Annotated in this window: 21 protein-coding genes and 2 riboswitches; of the genes, 2 read left to right on the forward strand and 19 right to left on the reverse strand. The window is 32.8% G+C overall.

Annotated features, from left to right (window positions below; translation table 11 throughout):
- Positions 1-73 precede the first annotated feature (73 nt).
- Both thiS and NNL09_RS05880 read right to left on the reverse strand, forming a co-directional pair.
- Positions 74-274, reverse strand: coding sequence for a sulfur carrier protein ThiS (gene thiS, locus NNL09_RS05875; protein ID WP_025664454.1), 201 nt, complete (start codon positions 272-274; stop codon positions 74-76).
- A 72-nt stretch (positions 275-346) separates the two neighbouring features.
- Positions 347-446, reverse strand: a riboswitch (TPP riboswitch).
- Between the two features lie 63 nt (positions 447-509).
- Positions 510-2,729 carry a TonB-dependent receptor gene (locus NNL09_RS05880; protein ID WP_196909423.1) on the reverse strand — a complete coding sequence of 740 codons (2,220 nt, stop codon included), beginning with the start codon at positions 2,727-2,729 and terminating at the stop codon, positions 510-512.
- Between the two features lie 155 nt (positions 2,730-2,884).
- Positions 2,885-2,989: riboswitch (TPP riboswitch) on the reverse strand.
- 110 nt (positions 2,990-3,099) lie between these two features.
- Here NNL09_RS05880 and NNL09_RS05885 point away from each other — a divergent pair.
- Positions 3,100-5,532, forward strand: a complete 2,433-nt coding sequence (locus tag NNL09_RS05885) for an ATP-binding protein (RefSeq protein ID WP_196909424.1) — start codon at positions 3,100-3,102, stop codon at positions 5,530-5,532.
- Here NNL09_RS05885 and NNL09_RS05890 read toward each other — a convergent pair.
- From NNL09_RS05890 to NNL09_RS05925, 8 genes are all read right to left on the reverse strand, one after another.
- Positions 5,529-6,890 carry a sigma-54 dependent transcriptional regulator gene (locus NNL09_RS05890; protein ID WP_025664457.1) on the reverse strand — a complete coding sequence of 454 codons (1,362 nt, stop codon included), beginning with the start codon at positions 6,888-6,890 and terminating at the stop codon, positions 5,529-5,531. The two genes, NNL09_RS05885 and NNL09_RS05890, sit on opposite strands and share 4 nt — an antisense overlap.
- 170 nt (positions 6,891-7,060) lie before the next feature.
- Positions 7,061-7,396: a hypothetical protein gene (locus NNL09_RS05895; RefSeq protein ID WP_074406981.1), complete on the reverse strand. Its 336-nt coding sequence runs from the start codon at positions 7,394-7,396 to the stop codon at positions 7,061-7,063.
- A 195-nt stretch (positions 7,397-7,591) separates the two neighbouring features.
- Positions 7,592-7,993, reverse strand: a complete 402-nt coding sequence (gene arfB / locus NNL09_RS05900) for an alternative ribosome rescue aminoacyl-tRNA hydrolase ArfB (protein WP_196909425.1) — start codon at positions 7,991-7,993, stop codon at positions 7,592-7,594.
- Positions 7,990-9,555 carry a DUF4301 family protein gene (locus tag NNL09_RS05905; RefSeq protein WP_025664460.1) on the reverse strand — a complete coding sequence of 522 codons (1,566 nt, stop codon included), beginning with the start codon at positions 9,553-9,555 and terminating at the stop codon, positions 7,990-7,992. The genes arfB and NNL09_RS05905 overlap by 4 nt, the downstream gene beginning before the upstream one ends.
- Positions 9,539-10,120: an AAA family ATPase gene (locus NNL09_RS05910; protein ID WP_196909426.1), complete on the reverse strand. Its 582-nt coding sequence runs from the start codon at positions 10,118-10,120 to the stop codon at positions 9,539-9,541. Before NNL09_RS05910 ends, NNL09_RS05905 begins: the two co-directional genes overlap by 17 nt.
- Positions 10,081-10,713, reverse strand: a complete 633-nt coding sequence (gene pnuC, locus NNL09_RS05915; protein ID WP_025664462.1) for a nicotinamide riboside transporter PnuC — start codon at positions 10,711-10,713, stop codon at positions 10,081-10,083. Before pnuC ends, NNL09_RS05910 begins: the two co-directional genes overlap by 40 nt.
- A complete protein-coding gene (locus NNL09_RS05920; RefSeq protein WP_196909427.1) occupies positions 10,697-10,957 on the reverse strand; it encodes a hypothetical protein in 261 nt (86 codons plus the stop codon). The genes pnuC and NNL09_RS05920 overlap by 17 nt, the downstream gene beginning before the upstream one ends.
- A 57-nt stretch (positions 10,958-11,014) precedes the next feature.
- Entirely contained in the window at positions 11,015-11,656 is a 642-nt protein-coding gene (locus NNL09_RS05925; protein ID WP_196909428.1) for a 4'-phosphopantetheinyl transferase superfamily protein, read from the reverse strand.
- Positions 11,657-11,787: 131 nt separating this feature from the next.
- Here NNL09_RS05925 and ahcY point away from each other — a divergent pair, with 131 nt between their 5' ends.
- Positions 11,788-13,098, forward strand: a complete 1,311-nt coding sequence (gene ahcY / locus NNL09_RS05930; RefSeq protein ID WP_196909429.1) for an adenosylhomocysteinase — start codon at positions 11,788-11,790, stop codon at positions 13,096-13,098.
- A 73-nt stretch (positions 13,099-13,171) separates the two neighbouring features.
- Here the strand turns inward: ahcY and NNL09_RS05935 are convergent, their stop codons facing one another.
- The 9 genes from NNL09_RS05935 to NNL09_RS05975 form a co-directional block, all read right to left on the reverse strand.
- A complete protein-coding gene (locus NNL09_RS05935) occupies positions 13,172-14,176 on the reverse strand; it encodes a phytase (RefSeq protein WP_196909430.1) in 1,005 nt (334 codons plus the stop codon).
- 57 nt (positions 14,177-14,233) lie between these two features.
- Positions 14,234-17,101, reverse strand: a complete 2,868-nt coding sequence (locus tag NNL09_RS05940) for a TonB-dependent receptor (RefSeq protein ID WP_196909431.1) — start codon at positions 17,099-17,101, stop codon at positions 14,234-14,236.
- A 172-nt stretch (positions 17,102-17,273) separates the two neighbouring features.
- Positions 17,274-18,866: a tetratricopeptide repeat protein gene (locus NNL09_RS05945; RefSeq protein WP_196909432.1), complete on the reverse strand. Its 1,593-nt coding sequence runs from the start codon at positions 18,864-18,866 to the stop codon at positions 17,274-17,276.
- Positions 18,867-18,998: 132 nt separating this feature from the next.
- On the reverse strand, positions 18,999-19,334 hold the full coding sequence (locus NNL09_RS05950) for a hypothetical protein (protein WP_025664469.1): 336 nt from the start codon (positions 19,332-19,334) through the stop codon (positions 18,999-19,001).
- A gap of 122 nt (positions 19,335-19,456) precedes the next feature.
- Positions 19,457-20,059: a hypothetical protein gene (locus tag NNL09_RS05955; RefSeq protein WP_025664470.1), complete on the reverse strand. Its 603-nt coding sequence runs from the start codon at positions 20,057-20,059 to the stop codon at positions 19,457-19,459.
- A gap of 197 nt (positions 20,060-20,256) precedes the next feature.
- Entirely contained in the window at positions 20,257-20,517 is a 261-nt protein-coding gene (gene rpmA / locus NNL09_RS05960) for a 50S ribosomal protein L27 (protein ID WP_024768273.1), read from the reverse strand.
- Between the two features lie 50 nt (positions 20,518-20,567).
- The gene (gene rplU, locus NNL09_RS05965; protein WP_025664472.1) at positions 20,568-21,131 is read right to left on the reverse strand and encodes a 50S ribosomal protein L21; all 564 of its coding nucleotides are present in this window, start codon (positions 21,129-21,131) and stop codon (positions 20,568-20,570) included.
- Positions 21,132-21,231: 100 nt separating this feature from the next.
- Positions 21,232-21,705 (reverse strand): DUF4199 domain-containing protein, encoded by a 474-nt coding sequence (locus tag NNL09_RS05970; RefSeq protein ID WP_196909433.1) that lies wholly within the window; start codon positions 21,703-21,705, stop codon positions 21,232-21,234.
- Positions 21,706-21,803: 98 nt separating this feature from the next.
- Positions 21,804-22,679, reverse strand: coding sequence for a DMT family transporter (locus tag NNL09_RS05975; RefSeq protein WP_196909434.1), 876 nt, complete (start codon positions 22,677-22,679; stop codon positions 21,804-21,806).
- Positions 22,680-22,763 lie beyond the last annotated feature (84 nt).

Genomic DNA, 22,763 nt, shown 5'->3' on the forward strand with positions numbered 1-22,763 from the left:
ATATTGTATTTCAGGTTTTGATTATACCCTTTGCTGTTAGTTTTTCTTATGGTAATAATGATTTGTAATTAACTTACCCTCCTTGAGTAGCTTTTATGATTACTATATCATCATCGTTTTCTATCATTGTTTGTTCCCATTCTTCTTTAGAAATGACTTTATTATTAATGGCAATAGCAATTCCGTTAGGAAGAATATCTAATTGCTCTAACAGTTTTTTAATTGAACTGTTTTCTGAAATTGATTGAGATTGATTGTTAACGTTTATGGTCATTTTTTTATATATTAATTCCATAAACTTTAGGTCGTAATTGCCTAAATAGAGAAGAAAAATCACACGTATAAAAATGTGATATTTACTTTTCCCTTCGTCGGTACTAACCGCATCAGGTTCAAAGGGTATTTCTCAGACCTAACCGAAGTTAAGGACACCCCTAAAGTTTATGTTATAAAAGTAATAAAACTTATACAAAAAAGGAGGTTAAAGCCAAGTTTTAACCTCCTCTTATTTAAAATTTTAATGTTGCTCCAAGTAAAAAATTAATCCCTGCCTGCGGATAAAAACCTGCTCCCTCGATGGTAGTCACCATACCTGGATTAGAAAAATCATCATCAAATGTAAAAAAGTATCCATTAGACACATATTCCTCATCAAAGACATTATTAACCAACCCTGTTAATACTATTGATTTAAAAACAGGAATATTCTTTATTTCATATACCACATTAAGGTCATTTATAAAGAAGCTATCAAGTTTCGAAACTTCACTATCAATATTACCCATGTATTGCTCTCCTACAAACTTAGACAGCAATCCTAATTGAAGGTTTTTTATAGGACGATACATAAACATATTACCTGCTACAATATTAGGAGAATATGAGATGTTTGTATCTCCCAAATTGACGAAACTACCATCTCTAGAGGTTATAAAATCTTTATTTTTATTCGTACTTAATGAAACATTGGGTTTAATTACAAATTGATCAGAAAGCGTGATATCTGCATCTATTTCGATTCCCAAACGATAACTTTCTCCACTAGTTGCCCTAATTGGTGCACCTACATCATCTAATGCTCCTGTTAGTACCAATTGATCTCTATACCACATATAATAAAGGTTGGTATTTACTATTATTTTGTTTTTTGCTAATCGCCACCCTAGCTCAATATCATTAAGCCTCTCTGCTGTATCTATACCATTTTCAAAGTCATCTCTTCTTGGTTCCCTATTGGCTCTGGCATAAGATACATATAGATGATTTGCATCATTTACATGAAAGGTTGCTCCCATTTTTGGGTTAAAGAATGCGTAGTTTTTATCTACTTGAAGCGCAACTCTTTTTGAAGTTAACCCCGAGGTTTTATAATTTACAAAACGTCCTTGCAAGTCTAAAAATGCACTCCACTTATCATTAATTCTATAGGTGGTTTTACCAAAAACCGAGTACTCGGTTTTCTTTCCATTTCCAAAATAGTATTTGTCTCCGCTCTGAAAACCGATAGGGTTCTCTGTCCAAATAATTTCACCAAAATGATCTCCGTCGTAATAACTATAGAATCCACCAAAATCGATATCGAGGTTATTATCTTTATAATTCACACTAGCATTTGCAACGTAAAAATCGTTCTGCAACCATCTCTTGCGAAGGTAATCGGTTTGCGTAATTTCTTCTCCATTAACAGTAACAGGGTTTACTCCTAAGAACGCCAAAGTAGCCTGATCAGAAAATAATACATTACTATAATGCCACTCATCTACATATTGCTCAAAGAATCCTCGACCATATGTATAATTTAAGCCTAAATTTGTAGACCAGTTATTATTATACTTTTGATTCCAATGCAATTGGTAATGATCTTGTTTATAATTATCTACTTCATTCTCATAAAATCCTTGAAGATTTCCTTCGGCATCATATTGAAACCCTATTGGATTAAATCGTCTGTCATTTTCTAAAGTAGTCTTATCAATACCATTCCACGATTGATATGTAATTTCATGTCCACCAAAAGTAATTGCTTTTATTAAAGTGTTATCGTTTACATAAGATCCTTGTACGAAATACGATTTTAAATCTGAAGAAGCACGGTCGACATAACCGTCTGATGCAATAGCAGATAAACGACCTGCTATTTCTATCTTTTCATTAATTAACCCTGTACTAAATTTCAGGTTATGCTTTCTGGTTCCGAAGGATCCTACAGTATTCGAAATTTCTGCATTAGCTTTTTCAGAAACAGCATCTGTTAATAGGTTTAAACTTGCGCCAAAAGCTCCCGAACCATTAGTTGAAGTTCCTACTCCACGCTGAAGTTGAAGATTTTCGACAGAAGATGCAAAATCCGGAAGGTTTACCCAAAAAGTACCCTGACTCTCTGCATCATTAAAAGGTATCCCATTTAATGTAACATTTACTCTTGATGCATCGCTACCTCTTACTCTAATATATGTATACCCAACTCCAGTTCCTGCATCAGAAGTCGTAACGACTCCTGGTAAATAATTTAATAAAATTGGAATATCCTGACCTAGATTGCGTGTCGCCAGTTCCTCTTTAGACAAATTAGAATGGGTGATAGGTGAATCTGCTTCTACTCGTACAGATTTTACTAAAACCTCATCTAGTTTTTCTATCTTGGTTTGAGTAGAGTCTGTTGATTTCTCCTGAGCTGTAAGGTTAATGTTCAATAATAAGAGTGTAAGATATAATAATACGTTTTTCATCCGTAAACATTCATTACGAATAAAAGGGGTTATTATTCTGTTATAAAATTAGTACTTAAAAAAAGCCTGATACCATTAAGAACACACATTTTACCTAACGTTTTGGTATTTTCTTATAATGTCATCTTGCTTATCACAAAAGAGGCACATCGCACCTTTTTTGGTTCCACAGTCCCTTGGCAACATTACTCGCCCAGGTTCATCGGGTATGATCTCAGCCTTTTACGTTTAAAACTTAAAAAGCACCCCTTTGAGATTTTGGCGCAAAAATACTGTGTTTTATTGATTTATTGTACATTTATTTGATGTAATGTAGAATCTATACTAAAACAAAGCAATGCTTTAGGGTTTTTGAAGTTATAAAAGGGTTATGAAGAATACGAAAAGATCGGTTACTTTTAAAATTATTGCAGGCTATCTACTTGCGGGTTTACTTGCCGTAACTGCATTTTGGGTTATCTACCAGCAATTAGGCAATTATACTCAAATCACCGAAATCAAAAATCAAAATAATGAAAAACTCTTTCTTGTTGGTGAAACGATAACAGGACTATATGAGGCTGAAAGCTTAACAAGAAATATCATTCAAACTTCTGATGTTAAAAAGTTTATTACTTATAAAGCTAAAATAGATACTATCTTAAAAACGATTAATCAGGTTTCTGAAATATCTGATGACACCCTACAAACCCGAAAAATCGATAGTATTAAACATCTTATTGATAGTAAAAATAAAAACCTCGAAGAGCTTATTAAAGTTTATGAGCAGCGAAAACAAAAAGGGTTATACGAGACTGCTATTGATGAACTGGAAAAAGTAAACAAAAGCTTTGGTGGATATACCAAATACGATATCCGATTTAAAAAATATGATCCTCGTACAAGAAGGGCATTGATAAATATTCTAGAGTTAACCAAACAAGATAATGCAAAACGACTTACCAATCAGACAGTCGATTCATTAGCTACTTCTGTAAAACAAGTACTTGCTGAGCTTGAGCAAAAGGATAGAAAATATAGGCGTGAAATAACGCTAAAGGAGAACAATCTTCTCAAAAAAGATCAAATCATTACAAAACAGTTAAGGGATTTACTTGCCTCTATTGAACGTAATGAAAGAAATGAATATTTTGCACGTCTAGAAGCTTCAAATCAGGTTTTAAATAATACTGCAGATATTATTGTAGTAATTGCAGCTATTAGCCTGCTAATAGCAATCATATTTCTGTTTTTGATTACTAAAGATGTTTCTAAAAGTCAAAAATACCGTAATGAACTCGAAGCCGAAAAAACATATACCGAATCTCTTTTAAAAACACGGGAATCTTTGATTAACACGGTTACTCATGATCTCCGTTCTCCTTTAAATACGGTTATCGGATATTCGGATTTGTTAGAAAGAACGGGGCTGGATAATAAGCAAAAACACTATCTGGACCACTTAAAAAAATCATCAGACTATATTCTTCACCTGGTAAATGACCTTCTTGATTTATCAAAACTTGAGGCCGGTCGAATGGTAATTGAAGAGCTTCCGTTTTCTCCGCAAAAATTAATAGAAAATACAATTTCAAGTGTTATTCCTATAAATGACAAGAAAAATCTTGATATAAGGATTATAACAGATCCTCAATTAAAAAAACAATATTTAGGAGATCCTTTTAGAATAAAACAGGTATTGACAAATTTGGTAAATAATGCTTATAAATTTACTAATGAAGGCTCTATAACAATTGATAGTAAGGTTATCGAAAATGGTTTGTCGGAAAAACAATTGGTTATATCTGTAATAGATACAGGAATCGGAATTACAAAAGAACAGCAGCATTACATTTTCGAAGAGTTTTCTCAAGGAGATGATAATACCGAGAAAAAGTATGGTGGTTTTGGTTTAGGGCTTGCTATTACCAAAAAAATAATTAAACTCTTAAAAGGCAAAATCGAATTAGAGAGTGAACTTAATGTAGGTAGTAAATTTACATTTTATATTCCTTTTAAACAGTCTGGCACATTAATCCTAGAAGAGGAGTCAGAAGTCACAGAAATACAGAATTTTACAAATAAGAAGGTTTTGATCGTTGATGATGATCCTAGTCAATTAGCTCTAACTAGTGAGGTAGCTACATTAGCTGGTCTGACTTATGATATTTGTAAAAACGGTATTGAAGCGATTTCATTATTACAGACCAATACATACGATCTTGTGCTTACTGATATTCAAATGCCAAAAATGGGTGGTTTTGAACTTTTACAATCTATAAAAAGTAATGCAAATCAATCCACTATACCAGTTGTTGCATTATCTGGTAGAACAGATACTTCTTTTACAGAGTATCAAGAGGCCGGATTTGCTGCCAGCTTACGAAAACCATATGCCCCAAAGGAATTAATTGATCTTATTGCCAAGGTACTTAGTGTTGATTTAACCAATTATAATGGGACAACTCATAATGGCCTTAACCTATCTAATGAACAATATTCTCTTAATGATCTAATGCTTTTTGCGCAAGGTGATTCTGATTCTTTATATGCAATTCTAGATACATTTTATGAAAGTACTATTGACAATGTTAAAGAACTAAAAATGACAATAAAAAAAAAAGACATCTATCATATTAAAAAGATTGCTCACAAAATGCTTCCTATGTTTAAACAGATCAAAGCAAAAGAAGTAGTACCTATTCTAGAAAAGCTAGAACATCCGGATCAATATCACCTTAATAAAAAAGCGATATTAAATCTAACAAATGATGGTATCGAAAAAATTGAAGATTTAATTGATAAATTAAAAGTAGAAAATTAAAGACTAATATCGTACTGTTTTAATTTATTGTACAGTGTTTTTCGATCTATCAAAAGCATTCTGGCGGCTTTAGCTTTATTTCCATTTGCTTTTTCTAGCGCATCAAGAATCAATTCCTGTTCATTTTGGTTTTTAAACAATCCATAAGTTTGTTTTGCATTATGAGGAGCATATGCTATATCATTTGGTAATACATCTAATGTAATCATATCACTTTGAGAAAGAAGAACAGATCGTTTTACCATATTTCTTAATTCTCTTAAGTTACCAGGCCAATTGTATTTTTTAAATGCTTCCAATACTTCATCAGTGAATCCAACTACATGTTTTTCTAATTCGATATTTGATTCTTCGAGAAAGTGATTTGCAAAAAGCATCAGATCTTCAATTCTATCTCGCAAAGGCGGTACCTTAATAGAAAATTCATTTAATCTATGATACAAATCTTCTCGAAAATCCCCTTCCTTTACGGCATGACTAAGATCTTCATTAGTAGCGACTATTACTCTAATATCTACTTCTATTTCTTTATTACTACCTACTGGCTTGATTTTTCGTTCCTGAAGTGCTCTTAACAATTGAACTTGTAGCTCATAACTTAGATTACCTATTTCATCTAAAAATAATGTTCCTTTATTTGCAGCCTCAAAATGCCCCACTTTATCATTTACTGCCCCGGTAAAGGACCCTTTTATATGCCCAAAAAACTCACTAGAAGCTATTTCTTTAGGAATAGCTCCGCAATCTACCGCAACAAATGGTTTATCTGCTCGCTTACTTGCTTTATGAATACTGCTGGCCACGTATTCTTTACCTGTACCACTATCTCCTATTACTAAAACAGACATGCGTGTAGGAGCTACCAGAGCGACATATTCATTTAGTTTTTTGGAAGCATCACTAACTCCACGAACAAAAGAATCATTAGCCCTTTTTGGTATTTTAGGCTGTATTACATTAGTTTCCTTTTCTTTAACCGTTTTGTCTGATATAAATCCTTGTTTATTTAGTGCTTTTTCTATAGTATGTAGTATAGTATCTGGATTAAATGGTTTTGAAACATAGTCAAAAGCTCCTTGTTTAATAGCACTAACAGCCATATTGATTTCGGCATAACCCGTCATAATAATTACTTGAGTATCCGAGCTATGTTTTAAAATTTCGGCTAATAAGGTAATACCATCACTATCGGGTAATCTCACATCAGAAAGTACAACATCAAAAGTTTCTTTCTTTATTTTTTGAATAGCTTCATTACCAGAAAATGCTGTAAAGACCTTATATTCCTTTTTTTGTAAAAAGGTCTTAAGCATTGTACAAAAAGCCACATCATCTTCTACGATAAGTATCTTAGACATATTTAAAAATTTATTCCCTAAAAAAGCTATTGTATAAAATTACGATTTAAAATACTTAGTTCGAATAAAAACATAAAAAAAGAGACCCTTGGGATTGAGTCTCTTTTTTAGCACTAAACAACTTTATATCGTCCTTGGTTGCAAAACGATATCCTTTTCTACCCCTAGATTTAAGATTTATTGTCGTTTGGCTTTATCCATTCGCCATTAGCGCTTGCAAATACAACTTTTGTATTATCGTCTTTACTTTGCAGGATAATTTTATACGTATTATCCTTAGACATATATGCTTTTACAATCCTTAACTCTGCAAAATCTTTGGCAGCTGCTTCTTGAATTGATAATGGCAATTCTACAATATTGATTTCAGTATATTCCTGCTGCTCATACTCATAGTCTCTAAACTCGAGATCATCACTAAGAACGGCTAATTCGTCCTGAGCAACAACACCCTGTGCCGAAAAGATACTTACTACAATCGCTACTATCATTGGTAACTTTTTCATTTTGGGTTACTGAATTATTTCTACAGTTAATAAATAGTAATAATTGTTCCAAAGATGTAATTATAAGCAAAAACAATTTAAGCATCTGATTATCAATAAGTTGATATTTTTACATGTATAAATGTTTCGGTGTAGAAAATGTAGAATCCACACAAAAGTGTAGAAATGTTACACACTTTTTAAAAAGAGATTAACTTATAAAGAAGGCTTTTTACGATTAGCTTTCTTTAATGCATGCTTTTGTTTACTATCCAGACGTTTTTTGATAGCTGCTCTAGAAGGTTTAGTTTGTTTTCTTTTTTTAGGAATATAGAGATTGGCCTTAAGAATCTCCAAAAGCCTTTTAATCACCAATTCTTTATTTCTATGTTGACTTCTACTATCACCACATTGTAATAATAAAACACCAGATTTGGTTAATCGTGAAGACAACTTCTGACTCAGTCGTAATTTTTCGTCATCGGTAAACCCTGTCGATGTCATGATATCTAAAGCTAGTTCTATTTTTGAAGATACTTTATTTACATGTTGACCTCCTGCTCCAGAGCTTCGAATGGCTTTAAATTTTAGTTCATTTATGACTATAGAAGTGTTCACGAAAAAAGAGTTACCTGGTGTGCAGACTTAAGTAAATCATTTACTGTTTTCACAGGGTTAAATGTAGTTAATGGTACTTCTACAAATACACTAATCCAATTTGCCATTGCGCCATTCCATAACCCGGGAAGCTCCAGTGCTTTAAGAATCTTACCATTCAAAGTTTTTTGGGTAATAAATCCTGCATCAGGATCTACAAAATCAAGTAGGTTAAATTTCTTACCGTTATAATCTCTTACGCCACATACCAAATCAACCGGATTAAAATGAGTAGCGCTACCAAGAATCTCTTCTTGTCTTCGATCTTTTTTATCAATTTGTGGTGCTTCGATAATCTGTAATACCAATCTTCCATTTTCGCGCTTTATCCAAAATGGGCCTCCTCCTGGTTCTCCTTCATTAATTACCATACCACAAACCCGAATAGGTCGATTTAAGGATTCTCGTAAGAATTGAAGTTTGTATTTATCAGAAAATTTATCAAAATCTAGTGGCAATCTTACATTAAGCTGGTGTACCAAAAACTTCTTGATGTCTTTTAACTCTGCTTCTGAAGGCTTCTTTTCATCAATTGCATTTAATATTCTAAATACTTCGTCCTGAATTTCGATAAGCTTACCTGCTAATACTTTTTTATATCCAGAAACCTCATCTTGATATTTACGTACCACTACATTATCTATATTTTTAATATAAATAATATCTGCATCTAAATCATTTAAGTTTTCGATCAACGCTCCATGTCCTCCGGGTCTAAACAACAAACATCCATCTTCTTTTCTAAACGGTTCATTATCTTCTGTTACTGCGATAGTATCTGTTTCTGATTTTTGAAATGAATAGGTAATACTAAAATTGGTATTGGTCTTCTCTTCAACTTTTTTCTTAATTCTTTCAAACTCACCTTTAAAAGCTTCGAGATGGTCTTTAGAAATCGTAAAATGCAGTTTAGAATCACTTTTATCATTAGTATTATAACCGGCTGCCTCATATAAATGTTCTTCAAAAGAGGTTGCTATGCTATCATCATATTTATGAAAAGGAAATAATCCTTTAGGAAAGGTTCCATAATTTAATCCTTTCTCTTTTAGCATCATTTCGACAAAAATATACAATTGTTTCCCTTCGGATAACGATCCAAATTTAGGATAGGCACTTTTTACTTTTTCCATAACTATGTCATAGAATGGAAATTTTTCCAGACCTATTAAAAAAAGGCGTATTGCATCTGCTTTTTCATGATTCGTATAAGAATTAAGACTTTCTTTCTTAAAATCATAATTATCAAGAAACCGAAATAAATCTTTAAACATTCGTGTAGCTGCACCCGATGCAGGAACAAATTTTATTGTTTCGAGATGCTGCACTCTAGAATCGTATAACTTGGTAAGTTCTGACTGGTAGTGTTCAGAAAATTTAAGGATTCCATTATCCAGTGTTGCTGCACTTCTTAAAGCTACAAAAGGGATTTCATTTTTAAAAGTTTCTATTTGTGTAAGCACCTTATCAATCGTTAATCCTTTTGATTTGATTAACTTAATATCTTTATCTGTTATATTCACTTTTATCTTCTATTAATTGGCTAATGTGTGTCAATGCTTTTTCAAAACGAGATGTTTTATCTCCTTTTAAGACGATGTATGGAAGATTATGTTTATCAAGACATTCTTTAAATCTTAAAAACATTTCTTCTCGTTCGTGGGGTTTGTCCCTTAGATCATCGGCAATCCAAGGAATGTCAATATAAGTCAAAAGATACAAATCATAAACATTTTCTAATGAAATTTTATTTAAGGTTTCGGGAACAGCCCCATCGTAGTATGCTTCTGAATATACTTTGAGTTCTAAAAGATTTGTATCACAAAACAATAGGGTGTTAACTTTTTGAGCAATTTCATTTTCTAATTTCATTTGCCCTTCTGCAATCTGAAGCATATCATCATACACACATACTTCTTTGGATTTGTCCCATTTTCTTTGCAAATATTCTCGCATATATTCGGGAACACACTCCGTATTATAATATGCTGCCAATTGCCTGGACAATGTAGTTTTACCCGTACATTCTGGACCAAACAATACTATTTTTACACAATTGCCGGGTCGTTGTCTAAGCTTTTTTTCCATGTGATATATCCAAAAATTGCAATAATCGTAAACACTACATATTGCAAACTGGTAAATGTAAATCCTTTATAAAAATATAACGGTACCGAAATAATATCTCCGATAATCCAAAATATCCAATTTTCAATTTTTCTTTTTGCCATTAACCACATTCCAACAAAGAATATCGCTGTAGTTAAGGTATCTATATATGCTGCCCAATCATTTAACTTATCAAAAAAAACATAAACTCCATACACAAAAAGCAAGGTCATGACAAAGATTATTGCTGATATATTCTTTTCTTCAATAGTTGTTCTTGCAATGGGAGTAACATGTGTCTCATCTATTTTTCGGGTCCAGATGTACCATCCATAAATACTCATTATAAAATAATACGCATTAATCATCATATCCCCTAACAATGACCATTGTAATAATAAATACACATAAATTGCAGTACTTATAATACCCGTTGGATATACCCAAATCTTATTAAACCAAGCAAAGATCACACTTAGCAGACCAAAAAGTGCTGCTATAATCTCGAGAGTTATATGTAAATCGGAGTATTCTGAATACTGCCCAAATAAAAATTCAAAAATGGGGTTCATAATCACTTCTATTACTTTTTACCATTTTCATATACACCAAAACGTGATCCATATCTCCAAACGCGTTTTTAATTTCTAAAGTCAGAAAAGACATTACTTCATCATACTCTCCATAGATTTGAGTACTTAAAGGATTTTCTATAACTGTAAACTCAGATCCCCTTAACCGTTTTATAAAACGAATAATATGTTCTTCAAAATCAGCTTGAAGTGGGGTAAGGGTTAATTCTATTGATATTTGCATGTTATCTTTTTTTATGATATTTCTCATAAAACATTCATGTATTCGTAGCTACAAAATTTATATTTCAGAAGCTGGTAAAGCATATACACAGGTAAATCCCTCAAATTCTACAAATGCCATATCATAATGAGTTATTTCATCCTTATAATTAACAGCACCATAAACAAATGGATATTCTAATGTAAAAGGAGAAATATAAATATGTTGCTCAAAACTTAAGCCTGCCGTTGCATATAACTTATACAAAGATTCTTTGGCTCCCCAAATTATAGTTAATGCACGAGTCTTATCCAGATTTTGTTTTTCCAGAGCATCATTCTCAAAATCATTCACAAATTTATGAGCAATTCTATGAATCTTTTCTCTTTGTTTTTCGATATCAATTCCTACAAGTTTATCACTAATTATGATTCCTGCATATTCATAAGAATGAGTGATTGAGATTTGTTTTCCGTCTTTAAGATGTGGTTTTCCAAATTCATCATAATACAGATCATGATCGGTATAACCAAATGCAGCCAACAAATGCCTAACGCTCATAAAGCCTCTGCGATGCATATCAGATTTCATATTATTTACTCTATTCTGGCAATGTTGTGTTAATTCTATTCCCTGGCAGAGAGAGTCATAAGATTCTTCAATCTTCCAAATCAACACATTAGTACTTTCATCTACTGTTATAGTTTTGTAAAGAGGCATTTAAATTCTTAAAGTTATTATGTACCTTTGCAAACCGAAAAAGGAATATTATTCAATTTTTCGGGAAACGAATTTAGAACAATTTAGTGCGAAATACCAGAAAGCACTTCATAAACATAAAATTAACTACTATGAGTACTAAAACTGTACCTTATGTTCCTTACAAGGTGAAAGATATTTCATTAGCTGCCTGGGGAAGAAAAGAAATTGAATTAGCTGAAGCAGAAATGCCTGGACTTATGTCTCTTCGTGAAGAATACAAAGATGAGCAACCTCTTAAAGGTGCTCGTATTGCGGGTTGTCTTCATATGACCATCCAAACTGCAGTGTTAATAGAAACACTTCAGGCTCTTGGTGCAGAGGTAACCTGGAGTTCTTGTAACATATTTTCTACTCAGGATCAAGCTGCAGCTGCAATTGCAGAAGCAGGTACTCCTGTATATGCCTGGAAAGGTATGAATGATGAAGAATTCGACTGGTGTATAGAACAAACTCTATTTTTTGGCGAAGATCGTAAACCTTTAAATATGATCCTTGATGATGGAGGAGACTTAACTAATATGGTTTTAGATAAGTATCCTGAATTGGTAGAAGGAATCAATGGTTTATCTGAGGAAACAACTACTGGAGTTCATAGATTATATGAGCGTATGACAAATGGAACACTTCCAATGCCAGCAATTAATGTAAACGATAGTGTTACTAAATCAAAATTTGACAATAAATACGGATGTAAAGAAAGTGCTGTAGATGCAATTCGTCGTGCTACCGATGTAATGCTTGCTGGTAAACGTGTTGTTGTTTGCGGATATGGAGATGTGGGTAAAGGTACCGCTGCATCGTTTAGAGGAGCCGGTTCTATAGTTACTGTTACCGAAATTGATCCGATTTGTGCTTTGCAAGCAGCCATGGATGGTTTTGAAGTGAAAAAACTAGAAACTGTTGTTGGAAATGCTGATGTTGTTATTACCACTACCGGAAATAAAGATATTGTTCGTGGAGAACATTTTAAAGCAATGAAAGATAAGACCATTGTTTGTAATATTGGGCATTTTGATAATGAGATTGATGTAGCTTGGTTAAATTCGCAAAGCGAGAAAGTTGAAATCAAACCTCAAGTAGATAAGTACAACATTGGAGGTAATGATATTATACTTCTTGCCGAAGGTCGTTTAGTAAATTTAGGTTGTGCAACGGGTCACCCAAGTTTTGTAATGAGTAATTCATTTACCAATCAGACTTTAGCACAAATTGAGCTTTGGACTAATCTCGAAAATTATGAAAACAAGGTATATATGCTTCCGAAGCACTTAGATGAAAAGGTAGCAAAATTACACTTGGCTAAAATTGGAGTAGAACTTACTGATCTTAGCAAAGATCAAGCTGAGTATATTGGTGTAACTGTTGAAGGGCCATACAAACCAGAATATTACAGATACTAAAAAAAGATCGCTATCGCGGTTAAAAATAAGAAACCCTCTATCTTTTGATAGGGGGTTTTTGATTCAAAAAAAATTAAAGCCCTAATTTTTCTAAGTTATAAAAATAGAAATCTCGTTGTTCATTCATAGCAACAAAAAGTCCTTCTGTAAACATAGTATTTAGCGAAACCGTAACTGCATCACATCCATCTGTAGCAATCGTTCCTAAATTAACTGCTTTAATAAAACTATTTTCTTTTCTCGAAAATAAATTAAACTGCCCTTTTTGTTGATCTGAAACAATAAGAATTCCTTCCCCGTTAGGTTTTGCAGCTATAGCAATTCCCTCTATATCATCCTTAAAATATTCTCCTCCAAACACTGCCAATTCTTCATTGCCTTTTGCTGGGTCCGCATAGTATTTTCTAATCCCTACTCCCTCATCAGAGTAATAAACGAAACCTAATTCATCGTCTACCGCAATAGCCTCGATTTCCTTTTCTTCACTAAACTTTCCAAACTTTCTTACCAATTTGGTTTTTATGCCTGTACTATCACTTAAGAACTGATATTGATGCAAATAATCATCTGCAGGGCCAGATTTTCTACTTACGATTGCATAAATATTCTTACTCACAGGATCTTTATACAAACTTATCCCCATTGGTCTTCTTAATTCAAGGTCAGTTTCTTCTTCAAAAACCTGAAAACCACCATTATCCAAAGGTTTCATATCAGGAACAGAAAACAAGCGAATTCGATTTCGTTCTCTTTCTGTAAAAACAATAACGTCAACAGTAATAGAATCATTAATTCTAAAGCCATATTCTACATCAATATTATTGGGATATTTAATATTCCTTATCGTTTTCTCTGTAATTACTTTTCCTTTTAAATCAAAAGCATAAATTGCTCCATTGGTATCCTTATCTGTACCAAAGACAATGCTTTTTGAAGCATCTGTAGGGTGAACCCAAATGGCAGGGTCATCGGTATCATATTGCACCTTTTCTGAAACAATATCAGGATCGATAGGAGGCAGTTTCTTATCACAGGATAAAAATATAATGATTGCAATTAGTATAATAGAATTTCTCATGTATTTAAAATATTACTGAAATTTTATAAAAATTAATTAACAAAAGAGTTTGTGGTTTTATTTTTTGAACAAATCATACTTCAAACCAAAAGTAAATCTTCGTTCATAATATTCTGCCTGCATTGTTCGTTGTGAAACTCCTTGATAAAAACGCAAAGGCTGATTTGTGATATTATTTACATCTGCATAAACCCTAAGGTTTTTTGTAATAGCATAACTTGCATTAAAATCAAGAAAAAATTGCTTGTCATAATAACGATCTTCAAAAATATTTCCTCCAATCTCATCAATATAAGCATCAGAAAAATTGGCAGATAACCTCACACTAAATCTATTATCATTATATCCTAATGATCCGTTAAACATATTAGGTGCTGTATTTGGAAGATCCAGATCAGAACGTTCTCCACCGTCTTCGTTACGAATTCCATCTGCACTAGAAGTAAGATATGTATAATTTAGATAGATACTTAAATTCTTTGCAAACCCAGGTAAAAAATCCATTTTACGCTGAAATGCTATTTCTGCTCCAAAAACAGAAGCATCATCACCATTAAGCGGTTGAAAAATATCAAATCCCGAGGTTCCTGCTCCATAAGTATCATCGGTGGTTTCTCCTCTAAAAGTATATATAAAGTTATCAATTTTTTTATAAAACAACCCTCCAGATACTATCCCAACAGATTTAAAATAGTGTTCTGCTAATAAGTCAAAATTCATAGAAGTGGTAGGATCAAGATCAGAATTCCCTACAAAAATTTCTTCATCACCTAATACGATATCCAAAGCAGGCACCAGATCTACATAATTAGGCCGGGCCAAAGTATTAGTCCAGGCAAATCTAAAGATTGTTTGTGGAGATAGATCATATTTAAAATGAACACCCGGTAATACATTAGTGTATGATTTTTCTTCTGTAATTTTACCTATTACGTTCTCTTCGTCTTCAATTTGATTTCCGGTAGCATTAATCATAGTATGTTCTACTCTAATACCAGCCAGAACACCAAATTTATCAGATAGTTTCTGATTCGTCATTGCATATCCCGCCAATACATCTTCTTCTACATCAAAATTTGCTCTCAAAAACTCATCAGGAACAGATTCTCCATTCTCTAGATTTAATCCTCCCAACCAGTTTTCATCCGCATATGAACCCGCTTGATATTGACTTCCGGCCGAGAAACCTGGATCGGTATAATTTCGTACAGGTACATCTGCAAGTGTCGGGAAATTACCTTCTAAATCAAATTCAAAAAAACTGTTATCTCTTAATTTTTTTTTCAATCGGCTTCTTACCCCAAATTTCAGAATTCCATTTCCTTTTCCAAAGAAATCAGAAGGGAGTTCTACATTGGCAAAAAAGTTTATATCTTCTTCTTCGGTATATTGGTTTTCTTCTGTGATTTCTCCATATTCAAAACCCGAAAAATTATTGGCATCAGCACCATTTACAGGAGTGAAAACCGGAAATTTGGGATTAGAGTTATCATTATTCACAATATATTCAGATTCATACTCTGCATATCGTTCATTGAGTCTTTCTTCTGATGCTTTTGCAAAAGAAGCCATCCAATCTACCTTAACATTACCAAATAAATGATCCCCTCCTAAGCTATAATTTTGCATTCGTTGATCTTCTAACCTTCTATTTTTATTTCGGCTATTATCAATCCCACCTTTGGTTTGGCGCTTTACTTCTACCGGAAAACGAGTAAGATTTCTATTCACAACAGTGAAATCATCAATTTCGATATCCTCACCATCCAAAATTTCATGTTCTAAACGAAATCTATTTTCTCTATCATCTCTCCAGTTATACATGGTTTTTAAGTACATGCTATGATTATCATCGAACTGATAATCAAAATTGGCAGAAAAGCTCCTTCTTATACGTTGCACTAAATAGGTGCGTATTTGAAATTCTTTGGCATAAGGATTTACAGAAATCTCTTCGAGAATTGGTTCTCCATCTGCATCATCAACCCCAGTATAATACTCAAACTCATTGGTCCATTCTGCTTCTATATTATCAGAACCAAAATCATTATCGGTAATAGAGGCCGATAGCATCCAGCCAAATTTTTTGTTTTTAGATCTATCTCCAATAAGAAATGATCCATTAAGTATTCTTTTATCCGTAATAAAACTGATCCCCGAACCTAAAGTGGCAGAAAGTCTAAACCCCTGCGGAGCAGTTCTGGTAATCAGGTTTACAGATCCTCCTAATGCATCGGCTTCCATATCGGGTGTTACTGCTTTATTAACCTCTATGGTCTGTATCATATCTGAAGGAATCAGATCCATCTGAATATTTCGATTATCCCCTTCTGCCGAAGGGATTCTACTACCATTAAGCGTTACAGAATTTAACTGTGGAGAAAGACCTCTAACAATTATATTACGAGCTTCTCCCTGATCAACTTGCATCGTTATACCAGGAATACGCTTTACTGCATCGCCTATGTTTGCATCAGGAAACTTTCCTATCTGATCGGTAGACACTACATTGGTAATATTAATGTTATTCTTTTGAGTATTTAGCGCCTTGGCTTGCCCACTAATTGCTCTTCCTATAATTTGGACATCTTCAAGCTGAACACTCTCTGGTTTTAATACAACAGAAGCAGACACTGTTTTAGATGCAAGTACACTAACTTCTTGTTCAATATCTGAAAATCCCAAATACTCTATTTTCAAAGTGTAAGTTCCTTCGGGAACATCTACAAGTGTAAATATCCCATTTTGATCAGAAACAGTCGCTTTTTTTATTGAACTTATCAATATTGAGGCTCCGGGTATGTAAATCCCGTACTCGTCTGTAATAGTTCCTTTTATAGAACCGCTTTGTGCTGACAATGTATTGAAACTTATAATCATTATTAGCGTTACAAAAGTCAATTTTAAAAATCCGGATGGTATCATTTTTATAAATTTAAAAGTCGAGACAAAGCTATATGTACAAAAGGATATAAGGATAAAACGTAAAGCAACAAAGGGTAAACATTTGGCTATATTAAGAGAAACAACAAGGCAACAATTAAGATTTATTTACATTGCAATAACATTTACAAAAAAAGACAGATTTATAACTTTTTTACAAGGCTATCATAAAATTAACAAGCTCTTCTTTTTGATCTATTGGAAGTTTTTTTCTTAGACGATATCTGGCTACTCTCACACTATCGGGTGTAACTCTTAAAATTGATGCAATTTCTTTTGATGATAAATTAAGACGCAGCAACATACCAAGACGTAACTCTGCCGGTGATAAATTTTCTTCAGATAATGAAGATAATTTTTTAATGAAATTTGGATGAATTTCTGTAAAAAAGTTATTGAATTCATCCCATTCTCGTTCCTGTTTTAGGTCGAAATTAATCTCTTTTACTATTTTCTTGATATTAGCATTCACATCTATATTCTTTCGATTTGCAATATTGGTAAGCCTAAAAGACAAATCAGATAATATTTTGTTTTTTTGCGATAAATGCAAGCTATATCTAGACAAAGCAGATGTTTTTACATCTACTTCATCTTGTAAATTCTTTTCTTCGAATGCTTTTTTTTCTAATTCTGCCTTTAGCATTCGTTGTTTATATTCTTGTATTTTCGAGTTTTCTTTTCTTTTTCTTCTGAAATATAAAAACGATATGATTGCAATAAACACAGTTGCAACTAAGCTAACAAGCAAAAGGTCCTGATTAGCCTGGCTTATTTCTTTTTGCTGTAAAAGCAAATTGATTTGCGCCTCTTTTTGTTTCGTTTCATAAACTACCTGAAGCGTATTTAATTGATTTATATTTTGAGAAGAAATTAATGATTCATTAATTCGTTCAGATTCTAAAAGATGATCAAATGCATTTTTATGATCCCCCATGAACTCATATGTCTTTGATAAATCTTTATGAGCACTTTTTAACTGGTACATATCTTGGGCTTCGATTGCCAGATTATAAGCTTTAAGTGTATATTCAAGAGCATCGGGATAATTACCTGTTTTTCGATTAATATCTCCCAAATTATTCAGAACATTTATTCGTTCGCTCCCGTTAACATTTTCAAAATATTCAGCTGCTTTTTTAAAATATTTATATGCCAGATCATACTGCTCAAGATCTTCATAAATACTTCCTATATTTTCATTTACAACCGCTACACCTTTCTTATCATTTAATTTTTCAAACAATTCAAGACTTTCCTTTTGGTACTTAAGCGCTTCTAAATACTCTCCTTCTTTTTCATAACAAGAACCTAATAACTCTTTTGCTATAGCCTCTCCTTTTATATAACCAGACTCAGAAGATGTTGATCTACTTTGATCAAAATAAACCTTTGCCTTGCTTCTGTTTTTTAAGGATAGATATATTTTACCGATTTCATTTTTCAGAAGAATGGCCAAAGTATCATTCTCTTTAATCAATGCCAGTGCACTATTATAATGTTCTATGGCTTCATTATACACTCTTGCTTTATGATAAAACTTACCAAGTTGGAGATGTTTTTCGGCAATGATATGTGGTGTTTTATTTTGCTGAGAAATTTCTAATTCTCTTCTCAAAGATAGAAATGTAGAATCTACCTGTTTCTTTTCTTCTTCTTGAACCTGATTGATTTGTGCAGATGAACTAAAAGAAATAGTTATCACTAACCAATATAAAATGAAGATAGGTTCCTGTATACGTTTCATAAAACTTTGTGTGAAAAAAATAATTCCCCTAGATTTTGCAAAATCTCACAAATCTATGATGCACACAATTTTTTGCTGTTACGTATTTATTATTTTTATGTTATGCTCTCTTTTTAAGAAAACAACATCATGTCACTTCTTTTTTCTAAAGATATAACTCATCCATACAGGATCATTCTCTTCAGAAACAATAGATTGTCGATCTACAAACTCCCAATTAGCAGCATTCATGTAGTTTAATAAATCAGAGGTTTTCTCTAAATCTTCTAGCTGCTTAATGGTTATTTGCTTACCCACTAAAGATGTTTGCTCCTCTACCTTAATTCTTTTTACCTTACCTCTATTATTTGCTTTTTGAATTACAATAACCTCGAGATAATCATATTTAGGAATATTTTGCGAAGTAGCAGTTAAGGTTATACATAAAAAGAAGATAAAAGACGCTGTTTTGATTAGTATAGTACTCATAGTTTTTCTATGTATTTAGTACACTTTGTATTTTAACTATAAAATACAAAGTGTACTTATTTTTTATTCTCCATATCCATTCAATATCATTGTTTTTTGATTATGAATGTATAGGTCAGAGATTACTTTGCTTTTTTAAGGATATATTTTGCCATTTCCTTAGCTAGTTTAGCATAACTTTCGGCTATTCTGTATCCAGAATTATAATCGGCTCCATAAAAATTACTTCCTGGCACTTTAAAGTATTTTGTAGAGAATAATATTTTATCAGGATTACCAGTTTCATATACAATAATCGTTGCATTTACTTTAGAGGGTTGTTTCATAACACCCACATTATATCCCGGGTAAATCCATGTTGTTTTAACTTTCATAGTATGGGTAGCGCCTTCTAGATTTTTTTCAACTTTAACAGCTCCACCATCAAAACGCTTATTGAAAGATTCTATATATTTTGGTTCATATAAGTTTTCGCGATCAGCAAACCAGGATTTTTTAAATCTTTCACCTCTACCAGCTTCTTTAGCTTCTCGCTTTTCCATTTTGTTTTTCAGAAACTCTTCTTCAGTATCAAATTTGTCAACTTTAAGATTTTCGTAATCGAAAACTAAATTATACGCTGTGATACCTTTTAAATTTTTAATACTTCCTTCTTGGTCTTTTCTTTTTTGACTAAAAGAAAGGGTAACAGTCATTAACAATGTTAATAATAATAACTTTTTCATGATTAGGTTTTTAAATTTGATGTTAAATATATTTCTTTTTTTTAAGAATAGGGAAAAAGTCTTTAACAGCTTGGTTCTTGGAGGTTAAAACAAGAAATTCCTTAAACTTAAAGTAGACATTAGAAAATTTATGAAAAACAAAAAACCCTTTTCTTAATACAGAAAAGGGTTTTTTTATATTACAAAGGAAAGATCCTTTATGCTTCAAATGGAACTATAGAAACATAGGATTTATTGTCTTTCTTTTTAGTAAATTTCACTAAACCATCTACTTTAGCATGTAGAGTATGATCTTTACCTGCATATACGTTTTCACCTGGCTTGTGGGCTGTACCTCTTTGTCTTACAATGATGTTACCAGCCACGGCAGCTTGTCCACCAAATATCTTCACACCTAAGCGTTTCGATTCTGATTCTCTACCGTTTTTCGAACTACCAACTCCTTTTTTATGAGCCATTTTCTTTCGGTTTTATATTGTTAATACTTACAGGGATTACCTGCCGTTTTTTATTTTCCTTGTAAAGCTTCGATTAATTCTGCTTTCTTCATAGAAGAAATCCCAGAGATTCCCTGCGCTTTAGCCATATCTTTTAATTCAGCTACTGTTTTAGCGCTTAAATCTTCTTTATCAGCTTTCGGCTTTGCTGCTTCTTTCTTAGGAGCAGCTGCTTTAGTTTCAGTTTTTGGAGTAGAAGCTTTTACTTCTTTCTCTGCTTTAGCTTTTGGTTCAGCTTTTTTAGTTGCAGTTTTCTTAGCTCCAGAAGTTACTATACTTTCGATAACAATTTCTGTAAGAGATTGGCGGTGACCATTTTTAACACGGTATCCTTTACGTCTCTTTTTCTTGAAAACAATAACTTTATCACCTTTAAGGTGTCTTGTGATTTTTGCTCCTACTTGAGCTCCATCTATAGCTGGGGCGCCTAAAGTAACTTTATCTCCATCTGCTGCAAGAAGAACTTTATCAAAAGAGACTTTATCTCCTTCTTCTCCTGCTAAACGATGTACAAACACTTTTTGGTCTTTTGCAACTTTAAATTGCTGCCCTGCTATCTCTACAATTGCGTACATAGCGTAACGTTTAATTAATTATTTTTATAAATAAAGAACTGCGCCTATTTCTAAATAGGCGGGTGCAAATATACTGCTAATTAATTAAATGGCAAATATTTTATGCCTCTACAGGCTTTGAATTGTGATTTTTTTTAGGATTCCAGCTTTCTTTAAATAATTGCATAAAAGATAACGTAAGCACAAAAGTAGTGGCAAACCCCATAATTGCTGCAACAAACACAACTATCCCTACTCCCACATGATAATGCGAACTCCAATTCGCCAGCATTTCTGGTAAGAAATTAGTATTGATATTAGTTACATATATTGCAAAGAAGATAATAAAAACGACTGTAGCATTAAACCCTGTAAAAAGTCCTGCCATAAATCCTTTCTGATATTCAAAATCACTTCCCTTTTCCAGCTTGTAGTTTTTCATGGCTTTGTACAAACCAAGAGCAACTATAATACCATTACCTAAACTAAAAACAGGTTTTGTTTGCACACCAACCAGAGAAAGGAGTAAAAAATATGCAATAAGTCCAACAGCAATAAGGAGTCCATATATAACAGGAATAGTTGATTTCTTCATGGTTTCACTCTTTAGGATTGTCTCTTAAAAGTAAGAAATTTAAGAGTTTTTTAACCTTAAAAGCTTGTTAATTTATTGTTTAGCAACAAGATATAAAGCTATCTATTCCTATTAGCCAAATATACTCCAAGAATAATAACTCCAGAAGCAAGCACTTGATACAATGTAAATTTCTCATTATCTAATATCCCCCATAGCATAGCTACAATAGGAATAGTATAGGTTACCGAAGTCGCAAATACAGGTGTACTGATCTGCACCAGTTTATTAAACAATACTTTAGCAATACCTGTACCTACTATCGCAAGTATAGATATATATATCAAGCTCATATGCATTTTTGGACTAGTAACTACTTCGGCTTTAAAAAAACCCGAAAAACACAACACGACCAAAGCAGGGATCACTAATACAACAAAATTTCCGTTAGCAATTGCCATAGGCGGTATATGCTGCATATATCTTTTTATGATATTAACATTTATTGCATAACACACAGAAGCACAAAGCACTAATAGTGCATACCAATAGTTTTGATTGGGGTTTACCGAAGCTCCTTCTAATATCAGAGCAACACAACCTATTAGCCCCACAATCACACCAAAGAATTGATTTTTACTAAATCGAATAGAGAAAATCAACATCCCCAGAATCAAAGTAACTAGCGGTGTAGTAGAATTAAGGATTGATGCTATACCACTATCAATTTCTGTCTCGGCAAAGGCAAATAAAAAAGCAGGGATAAATGTTCCTGCAAAGGCAGATATGATCACCCATTTCCAGTCTGATGCTGCTATTTTTCTCATGCTCCTAAATCCGATCAAGAACAAAAATGTTGCTGCAAACAATGTTCTTAAAGCACCTAATTGCAGTGGTGTAAGTCCGATCAATGATTTTTTGATAAGAATAAATGAACTACCCCATACCAGAGAAAGCACTGCCAGATATATCCATTTTAGTTTTATGTTTTGCATTTTTGCGAAGTAAGTTGCAAAAGTGATAAAATTATAAGTACACAGAATACCTTTTGGAAGAAAATTAACTATTAAAAAGTGTAT

This window comes from Aquimarina sp. EL_43 (genome assembly GCF_943422735.1).
GTDB lineage: Bacteria > Bacteroidota > Bacteroidia > Flavobacteriales > Flavobacteriaceae > Aquimarina > Aquimarina megaterium.

Coding starts and splice junctions, on each gene's coding strand:
- ahcY (WP_196909429.1), top strand. CDS start 11,788: ATGAGTACTAAAACTGTACCTTATGTTCCTTACAAGGTGAAAGATATT.
- pnuC (WP_025664462.1), bottom strand. CDS start 10,713: ATGAACCCCATTTTTGAATTTTTATTTGGGCAGTATTCAGAATACTCC.
- NNL09_RS05880 (WP_196909423.1), bottom strand. CDS start 2,729: ATGAAAAACGTATTATTATATCTTACACTCTTATTATTGAACATTAAC.
- NNL09_RS05925 (WP_196909428.1), bottom strand. CDS start 11,656: ATGCCTCTTTACAAAACTATAACAGTAGATGAAAGTACTAATGTGTTG.
- NNL09_RS05920 (WP_196909427.1), bottom strand. CDS start 10,957: ATGCAAATATCAATAGAATTAACCCTTACCCCACTTCAAGCTGATTTT.
- NNL09_RS05910 (WP_196909426.1), bottom strand. CDS start 10,120: ATGGAAAAAAAGCTTAGACAACGACCCGGCAATTGTGTAAAAATAGTA.
- NNL09_RS05885 (WP_196909424.1), top strand. CDS start 3,100: ATGAAGAATACGAAAAGATCGGTTACTTTTAAAATTATTGCAGGCTAT.
- NNL09_RS05895 (WP_074406981.1), bottom strand. CDS start 7,396: ATGAAAAAGTTACCAATGATAGTAGCGATTGTAGTAAGTATCTTTTCG.
- NNL09_RS05950 (WP_025664469.1), bottom strand. CDS start 19,334: ATGAGTACTATACTAATCAAAACAGCGTCTTTTATCTTCTTTTTATGT.
- NNL09_RS05945 (WP_196909432.1), bottom strand. CDS start 18,866: ATGAAACGTATACAGGAACCTATCTTCATTTTATATTGGTTAGTGATA.
- rpmA (WP_024768273.1), bottom strand. CDS start 20,517: ATGGCTCATAAAAAAGGAGTTGGTAGTTCGAAAAACGGTAGAGAATCA.
- NNL09_RS05935 (WP_196909430.1), bottom strand. CDS start 14,176: ATGAGAAATTCTATTATACTAATTGCAATCATTATATTTTTATCCTGT.
- NNL09_RS05940 (WP_196909431.1), bottom strand. CDS start 17,101: ATGATACCATCCGGATTTTTAAAATTGACTTTTGTAACGCTAATAATG.
- NNL09_RS05975 (WP_196909434.1), bottom strand. CDS start 22,679: ATGCAAAACATAAAACTAAAATGGATATATCTGGCAGTGCTTTCTCTG.
- NNL09_RS05955 (WP_025664470.1), bottom strand. CDS start 20,059: ATGAAAAAGTTATTATTATTAACATTGTTAATGACTGTTACCCTTTCT.
- NNL09_RS05890 (WP_025664457.1), bottom strand. CDS start 6,890: ATGTCTAAGATACTTATCGTAGAAGATGATGTGGCTTTTTGTACAATG.
- rplU (WP_025664472.1), bottom strand. CDS start 21,131: ATGTACGCAATTGTAGAGATAGCAGGGCAGCAATTTAAAGTTGCAAAA.
- thiS (WP_025664454.1), bottom strand. CDS start 274: ATGACCATAAACGTTAACAATCAATCTCAATCAATTTCAGAAAACAGT.
- NNL09_RS05970 (WP_196909433.1), bottom strand. CDS start 21,705: ATGAAGAAATCAACTATTCCTGTTATATATGGACTCCTTATTGCTGTT.